This is a genomic window from Algiphilus sp. (assembly GCF_023145115.1).
In the GTDB taxonomy this organism is placed as follows: Bacteria; Pseudomonadota; Gammaproteobacteria; order Nevskiales; family Nevskiaceae; genus Algiphilus.
The window spans coordinates 138,886-155,248 of the sequence record NZ_JAGLEJ010000016.1; the positions used below are offsets into that span (position 1 = coordinate 138,886).

Consider the following 16,363-nt stretch of genomic DNA (forward strand, 5'->3'; position numbering starts at 1 on the left):
TCAGCCTTGCTCGCCGCCGGGCGGCGCCGCCTCGGCAGCGGCGATGTCGCTCAGGCGCATCCCGTCGCGCAGACCGCCGACACCGCTGACCACGACGCGCTCGTCGCCGGAGAGGCCGGCCGTGACCTCGACCCGCCCCGCCGAACGGTAGCCCAGCGCCAGTTCGGTGCGGCGTGCCACCAAGCCGTCGTCCGCCGTCTCCGCGGTGAACACGAAGGCCGCGCCGTCCTCGCGCTGCACCGCAGCCTCCGGCACCGTGAGCACGTCCTCGCGGCGATCGAAGACCACCGCCACGCGCACGAACATGCCCGGCATCAGCGTGGCCCCGGCACCGTCCACGGCGACGGTCACCGCCACCGTGCCGGTGTCGGCGTCCACCGCCGGGCTGATGCGCGCGACCTCGCCGCTGAAGTAGCGCTCGGGCAGCGCGTCGGCGCGCAGCTCGGCGGGCTGGCCGACGGCGAGCTGCGCGACGTCGCGCTCGGGTACCGCCAGCGTGGTCTCCAGCGTGTCCAGATCCACCACCCGGAAGGCGGCCTCCCCGGCGGCGATGGTGTTGCCGAGGCGGATATGGCGCTCCGCGATCCGCCCCGGGAACGGGGCGCGCACGGTGGCCTCGCGCACGGTCAGGGCGGCCAGCTCGTACTCGGCGCGGGCCGTCTGGAGGTTCGATACCGCCTGCTCGTGCTCGTCGTCCGAGATAAGCTCGCGCGCCAGCAGCCGTTCGGCCCGTTCGGCCTCGGCCTGGCGCTGGCGATAGAGGGCCCGGGCGCGGTCGGCCTCCAGCGCCAGCCGTTCGTCATCGAGCCGGGCCAGGGCCTGCCCCTGCTCGACGCGATCGCCGACCTCGACCCGGATCTCGGCGATCGCTCCGCCCACCCGCGCGGCGACCTCGGCATCGCGCCGCGCCACGAGGGTGGCGGTCCCCTGCCAGCTGGCGGTGACGCTGTCGCGCGCTACCGGAGCGAGCGCCACCGGAAGCGGCCGCGCCGCGGCATCGCCCGTCACGGGGGGCGTGCGCGGCGGCGCGTCGCGCCCGCAGGCGGTCAACGCGAGGGTCAGCGCGAGGGCGCCGAGCAAGCAGGCGCCACGCTTCTCGCGTAGCATCGACGGAACATGCATTTTCAGGTGAATCCCTTGCAAATCACCGAGCGAACCATTGCCGAATTCCACTACACCCTGACCAACGATGCCGACGAGGTGCTCGATTCGTCGCGCGACCGTGAGCCGATGCGCTATCTGCACGGCGCGAACAGCATCGTCTCAGGACTCGAGCAGGAAATGGAAGGCAAGCAGGCCGGCGATAAGTTCCAGGTAGAGGTCGCGCCCGAGGACGGCTACGGCCCGCGGGTCGAGCAGCTGGTGCAGAACGTGCCGCGCTCCGCCTTCGAGGGCATCGACGAGATCGCGCCCGGCATGCGATTCCGCGCCGAGACCCAGCAGGGTCCCGTCACGGTGACCGTCACCGAAGTCGGCGACGAAGAGGTCACGGTCGACGGCAACCACCCGCTCGCGGGCGAGACGCTGCACTTCGACATCGAGGTCGTCTCGGTGCGCGAGGCCAGCGAGGACGAGGTCGAGCACGGCCACGCCCACGACGAGAACGGCGAGCACGCCGAGCACTGAGCCGGCAGCGGGGGCGGTGACACGATCACCGCCCCCGCACTATTCGAAGGATTCGAGCCCGTTGCGCTGGTGCCACTCCGCCAGCGAACAGTCCGGATAGGCCGTGGCCACATCGTCCCGCGGCCCGGGCTCGAGCGGCACCCACGGCGCAGCAGACCCGGTCATCAGATGCAGATGATGCGGCGCGACTGGCAGCGGGGTGTCGATGGCCGACGCAGCCGGATGCACCAGTTCCGGCCAGCGCGGATCCCAGACCCAGAGGGCGCTTCCGCAATGCGCGCAGAAGTGGCGCTGACCGGGGCTGCGGCTGGCCTCGTCCGGGCCGGTGCGCGCGCGGTAGACGCTGATCGCGTCGCGTCCCTCCACCGTGAGCGTGCTGTTGTCGGCACCGATATTGATCGCGTAACCGCCGCCGCCGGCGGTCTTGCGGCAGATCGAGCAGTAGCAGCGGGCGAAGGGCACCGGATGCGGCGCATGCACGCGGAAGCGGACCGCGCCGCAGTGACAGGATCCGTCGAGCCACATGGCATCGGCTCCGATGAGGGGAGGCGCCCATTGTGCGCGCATTACCGGCGCGACAGAACTGCCGCATGCTGCTACGGTCCAAGATGCGTGAGTCGAGCCGGAGCATGCGATGGATTACAAGGATCGTCTTGGCGACACCCTGCGGCGTCGGGAGCAGGCCGACGAGAATCGCTACTTCGCGGCACTGGAGCGACACCGCCGGGAGGCGCGGCAACAGGGCCCCGACAGGATGGACGACTCCGGGCCCGCGTCATCGGCGGAACCGGCGGAGGGCCACTGCCCGCGCTGCGGCGTGACGCTGGCGCCGGCCCGGGTCGGCACGCTGGACGTGCACCAGTGCCGGCACTGCGGCCGCGTCTGGCTCGATCGCGCCGCGCATCGCCCGTTCCCGGGCAGCGACTTCCGGGGCTGCATGTACTACGTCGAGGCGTTATTCCGCGCGCGCTGACGCGGCTGGCGGTCTGGCTGCTCGTCACCGGTGTCGTCCCCGGTGCGGTCGGCGCCGGGATCTACCGCTGGCACGAGGACGGCGTCGTGCACTACGGCGATCGACCGCCGGCCGGCGCCGAGGCAGTCGGCGAAAGCGCCTCGGAGATGCCGCGCAAGATCGAGGTCGCTCGGGTCATCGACGGCGACACGGTCGCGCTCGCCGACGGGCGGCGCGTCCGGATCATCGGCATCGATGCCCCCGAGGTCGCGCGCCGCGGCACGCCCGGCGAAGCCGGCGGCCTCGCCGCCAGCCGCTTTCTGCAGCAGCTGCTCGATGGCGTGCCGGTCACGGTGGAGACGGGCGCCACCGCGCGCGATGACTACGACCGCCTGCTGGCCTATCTGGCGCTGCCCGGGGGCGATGACGTCGGCGAGCGCATGCTGCGGGCCGGGCAGGCCATGGTGTCGGCTCACCCCGACAACATGCAGCGGATCGCACGCTACTTCGCGGCCGAGGCCATTGCACGGAGCGCCGCACGCGGCCTGTGGCGACATGACGCCTATCGGCCGCGACCGGCGCGCGATGCGATGCGGTTCCGCAACAGCTACCGGCAGCTCCAGGGGCGGGTGGCCGATGTGCGGGTAGGCGGCTCCGGCGCCGAGATCCGGCTCGAGGCCGGGCTGCAACTGCGGGTGACCGAAGCCCTGCTGCCGCGCTTCGATGCCGAACGGCTGCGCGGCCTGACCGGCCGGCGGGTGCTGGCGCGCGGCACCGTGCGCCAGCGCGACGGATCGCCGGTGATCCGGCTGCGCGACCCGGCTCAGCTCACGGTGCGATAGCCGCGGGCGGCTCGCGTACCGCCTCGTCCGGCCCCGACGCCAGGCGATTGCGCCCACCCTGCTTGCTCCGGTAGCAGGCGGCATCGGCGCGGTGCATCAGCTCGCTGCCGCTGCATTCGCCGGTCACCGGCGTCATTCCCACCGAGAGCCCCAGCGGAAGCCGCTCGTCCCCGAGCATGACCGCGATGTGATTCACCGCGCGGATCAGGCCCGCGCCGATCTGCCGGGCGTTGGATTCGGTGCAGTTGCGCAGGATCAGCGCGAACTCGTCTCCGCCGATGCGCGCCAGGATGTCGCTGGCGCGAAGCCGCTGCTGCATGACGGTAGCGACCTCCACCAGCACCTGATCGCCGCGCTGGTGGCCGCAGCGGTCGTTGACCGCCTTGAAGTGGTCGAGATCGAGCATCAGCAGCTGGTGGGCGCCGCCGCGCGCCCGCGCCTGCAGGCGCAGCGACTCCAGTTCGCCCTCGAACTCGCGCCGGTTGGGAAGGCCGGTGAGCGGGTCGTGGCTGGCCTGGTACAGCAGCTGGCGCGACAGCCGGCGGGTGTCGGAGACATCGCGGAACACGAACACGCTGCCGATGAGCTGCTGCCGGTCGTCGCGGATCGGCGTGGCCGCGCCCTCGATCGGCAGGCGCGTGCGGTCGCGCAGCAGCAGCGCGGCGTCGGCCGGGATCACGCCGGGCATGCCGTCCTGCAGCACGCCGCGGATCGGCGATCGCAGCGGCTCTCCGTCGATCTCCGATACCAGCTGCACGTTCTCGTCGAATGGGCGCTGCAGGATGTCGCCGGTCACCAGCCTGAGCAGACGCAGCGCCTGCTCGTTGATGTAGCTGACGCGCCCCCACTTGTCGGCGCGCACGACACCGTCGGCGATCGAGGCGAGCGTCACCTGGGCGAGCTCCTTCTCGCGCAGGATGGCGTCGCGCATGCGGTGGCGCTCGGTGACGTCCTGGATCTGCGACATGAAGTAGAGCGGCAGACCGTCGGGATCGCGGATGATGGTCACATCGAGCTGGGCATGGACGACGCCGCCGCCGGCATGGATGTAGCGCTTGTCCATGCGGTAGTGCTGGCCGCGGCCCTCGATCAGGGCCTGCACGTTGTCGAGATCGGCGTCCAGATCGTCGGGATGGGTGATGTCCTGGAAGGTCAGCCGGCGCAGCTCCGTCTCCGAGTAGCCCAGGATCGCGCACAGCGCCTGGTTGACCTGCTGCCACTCGCCCTCCAGCGAGACGATGGCGGCACCGATCGGGGAATGATCGAAGGAGGCCGAGAACAGCCGCTCGCGCTCGTCGAGCGCGCGCTGGGCCTCGATGAGTCGGGTGATGTCGTGGCCCTCGGGCACCAGCAGGCTGACTTCGCCGCTGTCATCGCGCAGCGGCTTCAGCGAGAAGTCGATGATGGCGCTGCGCCCGTCCGGGCCCTGGATCGCGGCCTGGTACTGCACGGTCTCTCCCCGCCGCGCCCGCACCACCGCCTCGCGCAGCCGTTCCTGGGTCGCGGCGTCGCGCGGCCACCAGGGACAGTCCCAGAACGGGGTTCCCCGCACGACGTCGGGCCCGACGCCGGCGAAATCCAGCGCGGTGCGGTTGGCCTCGAGCAGCGTGCCGTCCGGCTCGAGCAGGCCGATGAACTGGTGGGCCGAATCGAACATGCCGCGGAAGCGGGCATCGGCCTGTCCGGCGACGTCTTCCAGATACTTGCGGCGGTCGATGTCGCTGTGCGTACCCACCACCCGCAGCGGTGTGCCGTCGGGGGCACGCTCCACCACCTGCCCGCGGGTCAGGATCCACTTGTAGCGCCCGTTCTTGCAGCGCATGCGGATCTCGTTGCGATAGGCCTCGCTCTCGCCGCGCAGATGCGCATTCAGGATCTCGTAGGCGCGCTCCTTGTCGTCCGGATGCAGGCGTCGATCCCATTCGGTGAAATCATTGGCGATCTCGTCCTCGGCGTAGCCCAGCATGGTCTTCCAGCGCGCCGAGAAATAGACCTTGTTGGTGCTCGCATCCCAGTCCCAGACACCGAGCCCGGAACCCTCGGTGGCGAGCTTCCAGCGCTGCTCGAGGTCGGCGTTGCGCGCGGCCAGCGCCGCCGCGCGCTCCTCGGCAACACGCCGCGCATCGATGTCCTGGATGGTGCCGACCACGCGCACCACGCGTCCGTCCTCGACCACGGGCTCGCCGGTGGTATGCACCCAGCGCGTGACGCCGGCCGCCGAGACCAGCTCCAGGTCGAGCTCCCAGCCACCGTCGTTCGCGATCGCGGCTTCCACGGCCGCGGCGATGACGGGCCGGCAGCGTTCGGTGTACTGGGCGAGCGCCGCCTCGACGGCGGGCAGCGGTGCGTCGTCCGGCCAGTCGAGCAGCGCGCGCGTACCGGCCGACCACCACAACCGCGGCGGCTGCTCGGGCCACAGGATCCAGGTGCCCGAGCGCGTGACGCGCTCCAGCGTTGCGAGGGCATTCTCGGATTCTCGGCGGCTCTCGTGCATGCGCAGCTCCGGAACGGGCGCCCATGCTCCCGATCCGCGCGCGATGTCGGCGCCCCGGCGCGACGAACGGCGGCTGTGGGCCGCGAAACAGCCCGTCCGGGCGGTGCTACTCCAGCAGGCGCTCGCGGAGCCGTGCGATCAGGGGCTCGTTGACACCGTAGGTGGCGACATAGTCCCGCACACTGCCGTGCACGGTGCGGATGCCCTCGAGGAAGGTGACCATGTGGTGCGGACGCGCATTGAGCGCCTCGGCGGGCGGACCATCCTGCTGATAGGCGTGGAATACCGCGGCCCGATCCTCGGGCCGGATGTCCTGGCCGACGAGCTCGGTGAGCGCATAGTCGGCGACGATGACCTCGTCGGGCACGCCGAGCAGCTCGAGCAGCACCGCCGCGATGATGCCGGTGCGGTCCTTGCCCGCCGCGCAGTGGAAGACCAGCGGGACGGCATCGTCGGCGGCGATGCACTGCATGACCCGCGCCAGCACCGGTCCGACGCCGCGCGAGATCCAGAGATAGACCGCACCGAGATCGTCCATCTCGGGCAGCGGATCGTCATCGGGGACATCGGTGCGGTTGAGCGGCAGATGGTGCAGACGCACGGTCTCGCCGTCGGCGAAGGCCGCCGTGCCCTTGAGCGCGCACTCGCGCGCATGACGCAGATCCACGACGGTGCGCACGCCGAGCTCGCCGCGCACGCGCTGGACGTCGCCGTCGCTCAGCGTGCCCAGTGCATCCGCGCGGAAGAGATGACGCCAGCGCACGCGCCGGCCTTCGCGATTGGTGTACCCGCCTAGATCGCGGAAGTTGCGGCTGCCTTCCAGCGGGATCCAGCGTCGTTCGAGTTCCAGAACCAAGGTGACGATCTTCCGTTGATGGCGCGTCCGCGGCGGGCGCGCCGCGCTCGACGCGGGGCGCACGTGCGCAGTCGCCATCGGGGGCGCCGGGTAAGGTGACGGGCATGGCACGCATCCCGGCCACGCGTCCTATCGACACCATTGTCGCGCACTCGTGGCGCGGCCGCGCGTCATGAGCCCGCATCCCCCCGGATGCGCGCTGTGCGGACGCGACGTGCCGCTGAGCTTTCACCACCTGATCCCGCGCCGCAATCACCGCCGCCCCTGGTTCCGGCGGCACTTCAGCAAGACCGACATGCAGCGTCGCGGCGTCATGCTGTGCCGCGAGTGCCATCGCGCCGTGCATCGCTTCTTCGATGAACAGACCCTGGGCAGGCGGCTCAATACCCTCGAGGCGCTGCGCGCGGAGCCCGCCATCCGGCGGCACGTGGCGTGGGCGCGGAAGCTGCGCGCCGGACGGCGCGCGCAGACCCCCGCGACCGACTGACGGCGCGGCGAGCCGGCTCGCGCCGGCTTCGACATCATGCGTTTTCGCGATGCGCGGATGGCGCGACCTGCGGCATTGTTACGCGATTACTACACAACCATTAAGGGGAGGAGACCATGCTGCGATCACGGTCGGCCCGCTGGGGGCTCTGGCTGGCAGCGGGCGTCGTGCTCACGGGCTGCGGCGGCGACGGCGGGCAGGGCAGCAGCGACGGCAACGCCGGCAATCCGTTCGACGGCTACGTCAGCGCCAACTACGAGGGTCCGGACAACTGGCTCTGTCATCCGCAGCTCGCGGACGCAAGCGACGTCTGCGCCACCGACCTGCGCAGCACCTCGGTCGCGGCCGACGGCACCGCCTCGGAGATCGCCTTCCTGCCGGCGGCGGACGCGCCCTTCGACTGCTTCTACGTCTACCCGACGACCAGCGTCGACCCGGGTCGCAACTCGGACTTCAACCCGGGCGCGCAGGAACGCGACACCGTGGCCTCGCAGTTCGCGCGCTACGGCGAGGTCTGCCGCACCTTCGCCCCGGTCTATCGCCAGATCACGCTGAGCCGGCTGGCGGTGTCGGTGCTGACGGGCCCGCTGCTCGGCGGCGGCATCCCCGAAGCGGCCGCCGAGCTGGCCTACGGCGATGTCCTCGACGCCTTCCGCCGCTACATCGCCGCCGACAACAACGGGCGCGGCTTCGTGCTGGTCGGGCACTCGCAGGGCTCCGGACTGCTGCGCCGCCTGATCGCCGAGGTCATCGAACCCGACGACTGGCTGCACGAGCGCCTGATCGGCGCGCATCTCATGGGCACCTCGGTGGCGGTACCGCCGGGCGCGGATGTCGGAGGCGACTTCCGGCGCACGCCCGCCTGCCGCGCGGCCGATCAGACCGGCTGCGTGGTGAGCTACGCCAGCTTCCGCGCGGGCGACCCGCAGCTCGACGACCCGCGCTTTGGCACCACCGCCGACCCCGACACGCGCGCGCTGTGCACGAACCCAGCGCAGCTCGCCGGCGGAGAGGCGGCACTGTCGCCGCAGATGCCGCGCAGCTACCCGCCGGCCTATCAGGCGCTGGTGATCCCGCGCGGCAGCGGCGGCCCCTACGCCAGCCGGGCCCGCAACCTGGCGCTGGACACGCCCTACTTCACGGTGCCGGAACAGATCCGCGCCGAGTGCGTGCTGGATGCCAACGGCACCAGCTATCTGGAGATCCGCATCCAGGCGGATCCTGAGGACCCGCGCGCCGACGACTACCCCGGCGAATTCCTGGGCGGCATCGGCTGGGGACTGCATCTGGCCGATGTCGCACTGGCGCAGCAGGATCTCGTCGACCTCGCGGGCCGCCAGGGCCATGCCTGGCTCAGCCGCTAGGCGATCGGCGGCATCGACAACCGTGAACGAACGACATGACACCGCCCGGACGGCCGGGCGGGTCGACCATGGAAGGAGGAGACCGATGACCATGCAGAGAGTGGGCGCCCTCGGCGTCCTGGCGTGCGCGCTGCTGAGCGCGTGCGGTGGCAGCAGCAGCGGCGACGGCGCCGCGCAGCCGGGCGGCGATCCGCGTCCGGGCGTCGTGGAGCGCGTCGAGATCCCGTCGCCGGTCGACGGCGTCATCGTCTTCCAGCTCTTCGAGCCGAGCGAGGTGGTGCCCGGCCAGCGCTATCCGCTGATCCTGGAGGGCCACGGCTACGGCGGCAGCCGGCAGACCGAGGCCGGCGGCACCATCGCCGCGCTGATCGATCGCGGGTACTACGTCATCAGCATCGACCAGCGCGGCTTCGGCGAATCCACCGGGCCGGTGCGCGTCATGGATCCGGACGCCGAGGGCCGCGATCTGGTCGCGATCCTGGACTGGGCGGAGGCGAATCTCGATCAGGTCGCGCGTGACGGCGGCGACACCATGAAGGTGGGGACCTTCGGCTCGAGCTACGGCGGCGGCTATCAGTTCCTGCTGCAGGCGGTGGACCCGGAGCACCGCGTGCGCGCCATGGTGCCGGACATCACCTGGCACGACCTGACTTACTCGCTGAATCCGGCCGGCGCCATCAAGTCGGGCTGGGCGCTGTTCCTGGTGGCGGGCGGCGAGGCCGGGTCGCAGCTCGACCAGGACAACGTCATCCGCGAGACCCTGCTGCGCGGCCTCGCGACCAACACCTTCCCCGACGGCGCGCTGAACTTCTTCCGCTACCACAGCCCGCGCTACTTCTGCGACGGCGAGCCCATCGACGCCATCGAGTTCCTTGCCACGACCGAGATCCCGCAGACGCCGCCGGTGGCGCCGCCGGCGGTCGACGTGATGCTGTGGCAGGGATTCCCGGACACGCTGTTCAACGTCACCGAGGCCTTCGACAACTACCGCTGCCTGCGCGAGCGCGGCGGCGACGTGCGCCTGCTGACGCACCAGACCGGGCACGTGCTCCCGCTCGGCGCCGAGGCACTGGCCGGCGAATCGGTCGGCGACGCGCTCGATGCGCTCTCCGGCCTGGTGGCCGTTCCGGAGTTCCAGGGGCCGGCCGGCGCGAACGCCTGCGGCGGCATCGACCGGCAGGCGGCGACGCTGGCGTGGTTCGACGCCAAGCTCAAGGACCGGCCGGCGGAGCTCGCCGCGACCGTCCCCACCGGCGACAGCATCTGCCTCTCGCTGGCCGACGGCGATGCGGTCGCGGTTTCCGAAGTGCCGGTCGGCGGCGAGGATCTGCCCTTCGCCACCGACCTGCCGGCGGTCAGCGGCGTGATCGGCGCGGCCACCAGCGTGCTCGGGCCGGACCTGCCCGGCGGCATCGGCGCCGTCGAGCTGACCACCATCGGCGACGAGGGCGCCGTGCTGGGCGGCCAGCCCACCTTCCACCTCGAGGTTACCCCGGCGGTGCCCGCCCTGGCGCTGGACGACTGCCTGCTCGACTTCCTGCCGCTGGCCTGCGACCCGATCGTCTACATCGGCCTCGGTTACCGGCGCGACGGCAGCTGGCAGCTGATCGACGATCAGCTCACCCCGGTGCGCGGCTTCGGCAGCCACGGCACCCCGCAGGACCCCGAGCGACTGGTGGCGGTCGCCGAGCGGCTCGAGGCCGGCGACACCCTCGGGCTACTGCTGTTCGGCTTCCATCCGCAGTATCTCGGCACCTTCTCGCGCGACCTGCTGGTGCCCGCGGTCAATCTCACCGGCCGCGTGCAGGTGCCGCTGCTGAGCGACGCGCAGATCGTGGCCGAAGGGTTCTAGCGCGGTTCGGCTTCCACCGGTCGCGCCCCCGCGGCGCGACCGGTACCCTTGGGCCCTGCGCATCGAGGCCCGCGAACCGCCATGCCGGCACTGCTTCTCTGGACCGCCGTGGCGGTCGTCGCGACCGCCGTCATCTGGAAGGGCAGCGGGCTGCTGGAAAGCGCCAGCGCCCGGCTCGCCGCCCACTACCAGCTGCCCGAGATCGTGCAGGGTGCGATCGTGGTGGCGGTGGGGTCGAGCTTCCCGGAACTGTCGACCACCGTCATCTCGACGCTGATCCACGGCGAGTTCGAGCTCGGCGTAGCCGCCATCGTGGGCTCGGCCCTGTTCAACATCCTGGTCATCCCGGCGGCCGCCGGCCTCAGCGGCCGCGAGCAGCTGCGCGCCAATCGCGACCTGGTCTACAAGGAAGCGCAGTTCTACATGATCGCGGTGGCGGTGCTGACGCTGACCTTCGCCTTCGCCGCCATCTATCACCCGGTGCGCGGCGACGGCGAGGCCATCCGCGGCGAACTGACGCGCTGGCTGGCGATCATGCCGGTGGCGCTGTACGGGCTCTACCTGTTCGTGCAGTACCAGGACACCCTGGACCACGAGGACACCGTCGACGTGTCCGGCATCCGCGTCGGGCGCGAGTGGGCGAAGCTGGCACTGTCGCTGGCAGTGATCGTGATCGGCGTGGAGGGCCTGGTACGCGCAGCGCTGGCCTTCGGCGAGATCTTCGATACACCGAGCTTCCTGTGGGGCATCACGGTGGTGGCGGCCGGCACCTCCATACCGGACGCCTTCGTCTCGATCCGCGCGGCGCGCGACGGCCGCGGCGTGACCAGCATCGCCAACGTGCTGGGCAGCAACACCTTCGATCTGCTGGTCTGCATCCCGGCGGGCGTGCTCATCGCCGGCGCGACGGTGGTGAACTTCTCGGTCGCGGCGCCGATGATGGCGGTGCTCACGGTAGCGACCATCGCGCTGTTCCTCATGATGCGCACGCGCATGGTGCTGTCGCGGATCGAGTCGGTGGTGCTGCTCGCGCTCTACGTCGGCTTCGTGCTGTGGATCGGGATGGAGACCTTCGGTGCCGTCGACTTCGTGCCGAGCCTGCCGCCGGCCTCCCCCGCGCCGGCCCACTGAAGCGGGACGGCGGAACTGCCGCCGTCCCGCGCGCAGCCGTCATCCCTGGTGGCGGTGCACCAGCACCGGACACGGGGCGTGCTGCACAACGCGGTCGGCGGTGCTGCCCAGCAGCACGCGGCCGAGCGCCGAGTGACCGGTTGCGCCGAGCACGATGAGATCGGCGCCGCCGGCTTCCGCCGCGTCGACGATGGTGCGGATGGCGGGCCCGACCCGGACGTCGGTCTCCGGGGTCACTTCCAGCGGCGTGCGCTCGACGAAGCCGGCGAGCGCGGCGCGGCCCTGCTCCGGATCGGGGTCGCCGATCACCTGCCCCATGTCGTAGGGCGTGCCCATCTGCGGCTCCATGACGTGCAGCAGCGTCATCGCCGCTCCGTTCATGGCGGCCAGTCGGGCCGCGTGCCGCACGGCGCCGTCGGCGGCTTCGGAGAGGTCGGTCGCCACCAGGATGCGCTTCGCGGGCGTGGCGCCTGCGCTGTCGCGGCCCACCACGAGGACCGGCGCATCGGCGTGATGCAGCACCTTGAGCACCACGCTGCCGACGAAGAAGCGCTGCAGCGTGTCCACCTTGTCGGTGCCCATGACGATGAGGTCGGCCGCGTGCTCGCCGGCGTAGGCCAGCACCGCGCCGGCCGGCGATTCGTCGGTGCGCACGGCGCGCTCGATGGTCAGCCCGGGCTCGTCCGGAATGGCATCGAGCGATTCGCGGCAGCTCGCCATCACCGAGGCAACGTAGTCATCGGCCTCCTTGAGGCCGCGATAGTCCATGTGCAGGGCCGACAGCACGTTGACGTGCAGGATGTGCAGTTCGGCGCCGTGGTCGCGCGCCAGCTGCAGCGCCGCTTCGCGGGCGCGGGCGGCCTTCGGGGACAGATCGGTGGCCAGCAGGATCTTCTTGTAGACGGCCATTCGCATGCTCCTCTTGTCGGATGTCGCGCGGCGCGGTCTCGATGCCACCACGCCACCGCGATACTGTCGCCCCGCGGCGCGCCGGGGGGCAATGATCTGGATCAGCCGTCGAGCGGTCCCTGCGCGGGCCGCACGATGCGCGGCCGGATGGCGAAGCCCTCCTGGATGGCGAGCTCGTGGCGTCGGAGCACCGGCTCCAGCAGCCGCCACGCGCGTCCGTTGTTGTAGAACGGCATGGTCGGGAACAGGTGATGCAGCAGGTGGTAGTTCTGGTACTGGAGCAGCGTGTCCATCAGCCACTCGTGACCCTCGCGAATGGTGCTGGCACGGGTGAAATGGTCCGCCTGCGCGACATCGTGCGGTGCGTGCGGCAGCCAGAAGAAGCTGAAGCCGAGCATCATCTGGATGAGCCGCGACGGCACGAACCACAGCATGAGGACCGCCATGCCGTGACCGGCTGCCACCAGCAGCGCGACCACCACCGCGAAGGCCCCCGCCATCCACAGCGAGCGCCCGAGGAAGCGACGGGCGCGATGATCGCCGTGGCGGGTGACGTACAGCAGGTAGGCCACATCGATGAACGCCCAGCGGAACGGCAGCTGCCACCACGGGCCGCGGAACACCCGGTCGGGATCGTCCGGCCCGACCGCGAAGCGGTGGTGCTGCACGTGCCCCCAGCGGAACAGTCCGAGGTGTACATAGGGCGCAATGGTGAGGACCGTGATCTGGCCGATCGCATCGTTGATGGCGGGGCGGTCCGAGACCGCGCGGTGGATGGCATCGTGCGCGACGCTGAACGCGAAGTATCCGAGCAGGCTGTTGAGCAGCGCGCCGCCCCACAGCGGCAGCGCACCGGTCAGCGCCAGCGCATCGACGGTGACGGTGCCCACCACCACGGCCACCGCCAGCATCAGCGTCGGAACCGCCACGCCGCGCACGCGTGACAGTCGCGCCAGCTCGCGGCGCTGCGCGGGGTCGAGGTGCCGGCGGATATCTTCGGGCTTCATGGGCGTCTCCTCCCGTGATGCAGCCGCTATCCGGCAGCGCTCGTGCCACCGGCGATGAGGCGGTCGATGATCGGATCGACGAGCTCGTCGAGCGCGCATCCGTGGACCAGCTGACGCGCGGTGTAGAGCATCATCAGCCCGTGCAGGTTGATCCAGAAGGCGTGCGCGATCAGCCGCGGATCGCCGAGCAGCTCGCCGGCTTCGACGTAGAAGGCGATGGCCGCGACCGCATGCTCGAACATGTCCTGGCGCGCGGCCAGCAGCTCCGGATAGCGGTCGGGCGGCGGCTGCTCGGTGCTGAACATCAGCACGTAGTCGCCGGTGTGCTCCTCCGCGAAGGCCACGTAGGCGTGCGCGATGGAGTGGAAATGCGCGAACATGCCGGCATCGGTGATCTCGCGCGCGCGCACGAAGGCGTCGAAGCGCAGGAAGCAGTCCCGCCGCGCATGGGCCAGCAGCGCATCCTTGTCCGGGAAATAGCGGTAGATGAGGGTATGGCTGACCCCGACGCGCTCGGCGACGCGACGGAAGCTGATCGCGTCCAGTCCGCGCTCGCGATAGATCGCCAGCGTGGCCTCGGCCAGGCGGCCGCGCATGGCGGAGAGCATCTTGTCGTCGAGTGCCGGTCGTCCCATGGTGTTTATTTAACAACGTTCAATTAACATGTCAACCGACGCCGTTCAGCGGCGATCGGCGCGACTCCCGCACACTGGTCGCAGCGGCCCGGCAACCCGGCCGCATTCCGTGATGCCGTGTCCGCCATCCATGAGCCACTTCCCGCCATCCGCCAACGCCACCGACCGGGCAACGCCATGACCGGAACCGACGCCGGCCCGCCGCGCCGCATGGGGCCGGTACTCTTCTTCCGCGGCTACGCCGACGGCGGGATCGCGCTCGCCGTGCTCGCAGCGACACCGTGCGGGACGCCGGCACCGCAGCTGGAAACGCGCGACGGCGCGATCACGGCGGAGCCGCTGGCGGCGGCAGCGGACCGGCAGCTGTGGCGCTACCGCTTCACCCTGCCCGCCACCCGCGACGCGGCCTATCGCTTCGACGGCGAGGCCTTCGCGGTCAGCGCGTGCCTGGATCACGATCTGCGCATCGCCTTCGTGTCCTGCAACGGCCGCGAGCACGGCGACGCGGAACGCGACCCGCACGAGCGCAATGCGCTCTGGCGCCATCTGGCCGACGCGAACGACGCGCGGCCGGTGCAACTGCTGCTCAACGGCGGCGACCAGCTCTACGCCGACGAGATGCTCGACGTCCACCCGCTGGTGCGCGAGTGGCGCGACGACGGCGACATCACCGACCCCGATGCCGACACCATGGCCGTCATCACCGAACGGCTGCGCGCGGCGCTGTTCACGCGCTATCTGGCGCTCTACGCGCAGGAGGGTCCGGCGCGCGTGACGGCGCGCGTGCCGTCCCTGTGCATCTGGGACGACCACGACATCTGCGACGGCTGGGGCTCGCTCTACCCGCGCCAGCTCGACGCCGCCATCGGCCGTGCGGTATTCGTGGTCGCGCGCGAGGCCTATCTCCTCTTCCAGCACGCCTGCGCGCCCGACGAGGTCCCGCCGCTGTGCCCGGACCGCAGCGGCACCTCGCTGAGCTGGTGTGCGCGCCTGCCGGGTCTCGCGGTGATGGCGCCGGACCTGCGTTCGGAGCGACGGCCGGATCGCGTCATGGGGCCGGCCGGGCACGCCTTCCTCGCGGATGCGGCGGCGGCATCGGACGAGGCCCGCGTGCTGGTGCTGTCCAGTGTGCCGGCGCTGGGGCCGCGCCTGTCGTGGGTGGAGGGCGCGATGCGCCTCATTCCCCATGCCCAGAAGTACGAGGACGACCTGCGCGATCAGTGGCAGAGCCGTGCACATCGCGACGAGTGGTGCCACTTCCTGCGCACGATGCTGAGCATGCACGAGCGCCCCCGCACCCGGGTGACGCTGCTGTCCGGCGAGATCCATCTGGCCACGCGCGGCGCCATGTACGGCGCCCGCGATGCCATGCACCAGCTGGTCGCATCGGGCATCGCGCACCCGCCACCGCCGCAGGCCTACGCGCGCGGGCTGGGGCTGCTGGCGGCGCTCGGCGAATCGCCGCTGCCGGAGCACCCCATCCGGCTGCACCCGCTACCCGGGCAGCGCGCGGTCTATACCGCGCAGCGCAACTACCTCATGCTGGAGCGGCGCCACAACCGCTGGCGCGCCTGGTGGGAACTGGAGCGCGACGGACCGACCCCGGCCCTGGCGCTCTGAGCCGGTCAGTCACCGCCACCGATACCCCTGCCGTCCGGCTCGACGGGCTGCCCCTGCCGGCACTGCGCGCGCGCCGCCGCAACCGCCTCGGCAAAGGCCTGGGTGGAAACCGGATGCGCGTCGATCCGGTTCTCGCCGCGGGCGTAGCCGATGTCGGGGCTGTCGCCGATGGCCGTGAGCAGATCCGCGATGTCGCCGTCCGACTGCAGCAGCCCGCGATCGGGGTGCGCAATCATCGCGATCGCGCGGGCCTCGGCACCATTCGAGAAGCCGATTCGCAACCGGTAGCGCGCGCCGTCCTCCAGACCGGCCACGCCCGCATCCAGCAACTCGAGGCGCTCGGCGATGCCGTCGGCGCGCGTGGTGCAGAAGTAGCGCAGGCGCATCCCCTGCGCCGGCGCGATCTGCTCGGCGCTGGCAGCGCGCGCGCCGTGATGCAGCACACGCCAGTTGCCGTGCATCTCACCGCGCTGCGCCGCGTCCGCGGCCATGCCGACGGTCAGCGCCAGCAGGGCAAGAAGCCCGACGATCGATTGCATGCCCGATTGCATAACCCTGGCTCCCGAATACGGTTCCGGCCGATACCCT

The 16,363-nt window shown here is 71.2% G+C and carries 16 protein-coding genes; 8 read left to right on the plus strand and 8 right to left on the minus strand.

The features are described from left to right. The gene (locus KAH28_RS06160; protein ID WP_290575102.1) at positions 1–1,107 is read right to left on the minus strand and encodes an efflux RND transporter periplasmic adaptor subunit; all 1,107 of its coding nucleotides are present in this window, start codon (positions 1,105–1,107) and stop codon (positions 1–3) included. A 30-nt stretch (positions 1,108–1,137) separates the two neighbouring features. Here KAH28_RS06160 and KAH28_RS06165 point away from each other — a divergent pair, with 30 nt between their 5' ends. Continuing rightward, complete coding sequence (locus KAH28_RS06165) at positions 1,138–1,626, plus strand: peptidylprolyl isomerase (protein WP_366918136.1); 489 nt, start codon at positions 1,138–1,140, stop codon at positions 1,624–1,626. A gap of 39 nt (positions 1,627–1,665) precedes the next feature. Here the strand turns inward: KAH28_RS06165 and KAH28_RS06170 are convergent, their stop codons facing one another. Further along, positions 1,666–2,151 carry a GFA family protein gene (locus tag KAH28_RS06170; protein ID WP_290575104.1) on the minus strand — a complete coding sequence of 162 codons (486 nt, stop codon included), beginning with the start codon at positions 2,149–2,151 and terminating at the stop codon, positions 1,666–1,668. Positions 2,152–2,260: 109 nt separating this feature from the next. On the opposite strand from KAH28_RS06170, the gene KAH28_RS06175 reads away from it, so the two are divergent. Beyond that, positions 2,261–2,599, plus strand: a complete 339-nt coding sequence (locus KAH28_RS06175) for a zf-TFIIB domain-containing protein (protein WP_290575105.1) — start codon at positions 2,261–2,263, stop codon at positions 2,597–2,599. Next, positions 2,488–3,420, plus strand: a complete 933-nt coding sequence (locus KAH28_RS06180; RefSeq protein ID WP_290575106.1) for a thermonuclease family protein — start codon at positions 2,488–2,490, stop codon at positions 3,418–3,420. The genes KAH28_RS06175 and KAH28_RS06180 overlap by 112 nt, the downstream gene beginning before the upstream one ends. Here the strand turns inward: KAH28_RS06180 and KAH28_RS06185 are convergent. Both KAH28_RS06185 and KAH28_RS06190 read right to left on the minus strand, forming a co-directional pair. Next, a complete protein-coding gene (locus KAH28_RS06185; RefSeq protein ID WP_290575107.1) occupies positions 3,407–5,914 on the minus strand; it encodes a bifunctional diguanylate cyclase/phosphodiesterase in 2,508 nt (835 codons plus the stop codon). The genes KAH28_RS06180 and KAH28_RS06185 overlap by 14 nt on opposite strands. Positions 5,915–6,020: 106 nt before the next feature. Beyond that, entirely contained in the window at positions 6,021–6,770 is a 750-nt protein-coding gene (locus tag KAH28_RS06190) for a tyrosine-protein phosphatase (RefSeq protein WP_290575108.1), read from the minus strand. Positions 6,771–6,942: 172 nt separating this feature from the next. On the opposite strand from KAH28_RS06190, the gene KAH28_RS06195 reads away from it, so the two are divergent. The 4 genes from KAH28_RS06195 to KAH28_RS06210 all read left to right on the plus strand — a co-directional run bounded on the left by KAH28_RS06195 (position 6,943) and on the right by KAH28_RS06210 (position 11,604). Next, entirely contained in the window at positions 6,943–7,257 is a 315-nt protein-coding gene (locus KAH28_RS06195; RefSeq protein WP_290575109.1) for an HNH endonuclease, read from the plus strand. Positions 7,258–7,373: 116 nt separating this feature from the next. Further along, entirely contained in the window at positions 7,374–8,621 is a 1,248-nt protein-coding gene (locus KAH28_RS06200; RefSeq protein WP_290575110.1) for a DUF3089 domain-containing protein, read from the plus strand. 85 nt (positions 8,622–8,706) lie between these two features. Further along, a complete protein-coding gene (locus KAH28_RS06205; protein WP_290575111.1) occupies positions 8,707–10,473 on the plus strand; it encodes an alpha/beta fold hydrolase in 1,767 nt (588 codons plus the stop codon). 81 nt (positions 10,474–10,554) lie between these two features. Next, entirely contained in the window at positions 10,555–11,604 is a 1,050-nt protein-coding gene (locus KAH28_RS06210; protein WP_290575112.1) for a sodium:calcium antiporter, read from the plus strand. A gap of 39 nt (positions 11,605–11,643) precedes the next feature. Here the strand turns inward: KAH28_RS06210 and KAH28_RS06215 are convergent, their stop codons facing one another. The 3 genes from KAH28_RS06215 to KAH28_RS06225 all read right to left on the minus strand — a co-directional run bounded on the left by KAH28_RS06215 (position 11,644) and on the right by KAH28_RS06225 (position 14,155). Next, positions 11,644–12,513: a universal stress protein gene (locus tag KAH28_RS06215; protein WP_290575113.1), complete on the minus strand. Its 870-nt coding sequence runs from the start codon at positions 12,511–12,513 to the stop codon at positions 11,644–11,646. Between the two features lie 101 nt (positions 12,514–12,614). Continuing rightward, positions 12,615–13,520, minus strand: coding sequence for a fatty acid desaturase (locus KAH28_RS06220; RefSeq protein WP_290575114.1), 906 nt, complete (start codon positions 13,518–13,520; stop codon positions 12,615–12,617). A 26-nt stretch (positions 13,521–13,546) separates the two neighbouring features. Next, complete coding sequence (locus KAH28_RS06225) at positions 13,547–14,155, minus strand: TetR/AcrR family transcriptional regulator (RefSeq protein ID WP_290575115.1); 609 nt, start codon at positions 14,153–14,155, stop codon at positions 13,547–13,549. Positions 14,156–14,332: 177 nt separating this feature from the next. Between KAH28_RS06225 and KAH28_RS06230 the strand changes: the two genes are divergently transcribed. Continuing rightward, positions 14,333–15,775 (plus strand): alkaline phosphatase D family protein, encoded by a 1,443-nt coding sequence (locus KAH28_RS06230; RefSeq protein WP_290575116.1) that lies wholly within the window; start codon positions 14,333–14,335, stop codon positions 15,773–15,775. A 5-nt stretch (positions 15,776–15,780) separates the two neighbouring features. Here the strand turns inward: KAH28_RS06230 and KAH28_RS06235 are convergent, their stop codons facing one another. Beyond that, on the minus strand, positions 15,781–16,314 hold the full coding sequence (locus tag KAH28_RS06235; RefSeq protein ID WP_290575117.1) for a hypothetical protein: 534 nt from the start codon (positions 16,312–16,314) through the stop codon (positions 15,781–15,783). Positions 16,315–16,363 lie beyond the last annotated feature (49 nt).